Below are 2,053 nucleotides of genomic sequence, written 5' to 3' on the forward strand. Positions count from 1 at the left end.
TTATAAGAGTATCATATAGCGCAGCGAGCGGTCGGTACCGCTCCAGAAAGGAGGTATTCCAGCCGCACCTTCCGGTACGGCTACCTTGTTACGACTTAGCCCCAGTTATCGGTCTTACCCTAGGGCGCTCCTTGCGGTTACGCACTTTAGGTACCCCCAACTTCCATGGCTTGACGGGCGGTGTGTACAAGGCCCGGGAACGTATTCACCGCGTCATTGCTGATACGCGATTACTAGCGAATCCAACTTCACGGGGTCGAGTTGCAGACCCCGATCCGAACTGTGAACGGCTTTGTGAGATTCGCACCACGTTGCCGTGTAGCTGCCCTCTGTACCGTCCATTGTAGCACGTGTGTAGCCCCGGACGTAAGGGCCATGATGACTTGACGTCGTCCCCTCCTTCCTCTCTGTTTGCACAGGCAGTTTGTCTAGAGTCCCCATCGTTACATGCTGGCAACTAGACACAGGGGTTGCGCTCGTTGCGGGACTTAACCCAACACCTCACGGCACGAGCTGACGACAGCCATGCAGCACCTAGTTTCGTGTCCTTGCGGACGTATCCATCTCTGGAAACTTCACTAACTTTCAAGCCCGGGTAAGGTTCCTCGCGTATCATCGAATTAAACCACATGCTCCTCCGCTTGTGCGGGCCCCCGTCAATTCCTTTGAGTTTCAATCTTGCGACCGTACTCCCCAGGTGGAACACTTAACGCTTTCGCTTAGCCGCCGACAGTGTATCGCCGACAGCGAGTGTTCATCGTTTAGGGCGTGGACTACCAGGGTATCTAATCCTGTTCGATCCCCACGCTTTCGTGCCTCAGCGTCAATAGAACCATAGTGAGCTGCCTTCGCAATCGGTGTTCTGAGACATATCTATGCATTTCACCGCTACTTGTCTCATTCCGCCCACCTCTAGTCCATTCAAGCCCATCAGTATCAAGGGCACTGCGATAGTTGAGCTACCGTCTTTCACCCCTGACTTAACAGGCCGCCTACGCACCCTTTAAACCCAATAAATCCGGATAACGCTTGGATCCTCCGTATTACCGCGGCTGCTGGCACGGAGTTAGCCGATCCTTATTCCCACGGTACATTCAATCCGCTACACGTAGCGGGGTTTATTCCCGTGTAAAAGCAGTTTACAACCCGTAGGGCAGTCTTCCTGCACGCGGCATGGCTGGTTCAGGGTTGCCCCCATTGACCAATATTCCTTACTGCTGCCTCCCGTAGGAGTCTGGTCCGTGTCTCAGTACCAGTGTGGGGGGCCATCCTCTCAGATCCCCTAGCCATCGTAGCCTTGGTGGGCCCTTACCCCGCCAACTAGCTAATGGCACGCATGCCCATCTCCATCCCATAAATGTTTGGACACTGTACGATGCCGTACCGTGTCTTTATGCGGTGTTAATCCGGATTTCTCCGGGCTATCCCCCTGATGAAGGCAGGTTGCATACGCGTTACGCACCCGTGCGCCGGTCTCTGGAAAGCAAGCTCTCCATACCCCTCGACTTGCATGTATTAGGCCTGCCGCTAGCGTTCATCCTGAGCCAGGATCAAACTCTCCATTGTAAAATGTATAGTAAGAAACTGACCAGTTTTTAACCATGTTAAAAATGGTCTTCTTTTTTTTTGTTTTGTCTGTCGGTGAACCGACCCTAAAACGGGACATCCGGACCATGTACTGCGGTCGGTGCCCTATTATACTCGCTTGCGCTACATTGACATCTCTTGTAAGAACTCTATCGGGCTAGCAACCTCGCGGCGGCCCTCTTTCTATATATCTCCAGACTTTCGTCTACCAGGGGCCTTCTTGTTCCCCTGCTCGACTAGGTATGTTTCAATCTCTTTTTACGCCTTCCCGACATCCGCCGGTCCGACTCTCTTCCCCTTCCTTTCGGTTGGGAGTGCAAAGGTAGATAAGTTTTTTATATCTGCAAGACTTTTTTTCTTTTTCCGAAAATTTTTTTTCGTCCAAATCGTCATGCAGAAACCTGCCCCTCTTCGATGTTTTTTGCTCTATTCCCCGCCCATATCCCTGAGCGGAGTGCAAAGATAG

At 52.3% G+C, this 2,053-nt stretch carries 1 protein-coding gene and 1 rRNA gene; both read right to left on the minus strand.

Translation table 11 applies throughout. The features are described 5' to 3' along the window. Nucleotides 1-46: 46 nt before the first annotated feature. A 16S ribosomal RNA gene (locus ABIB40_RS20575) occupies nucleotides 47-1,566 on the minus strand. 268 nt (nucleotides 1,567-1,834) lie between these two features. Further along, on the minus strand, nucleotides 1,835-2,053 hold a 219-nt coding region (locus tag ABIB40_RS20580; RefSeq protein WP_354361821.1), incomplete at its 5' end, for a hypothetical protein.

Source organism: Pedobacter sp. UYP30, assembly GCF_040547165.1.
In the GTDB taxonomy this organism is placed as follows: Bacteria; Bacteroidota; Bacteroidia; order Sphingobacteriales; family Sphingobacteriaceae; genus Pedobacter.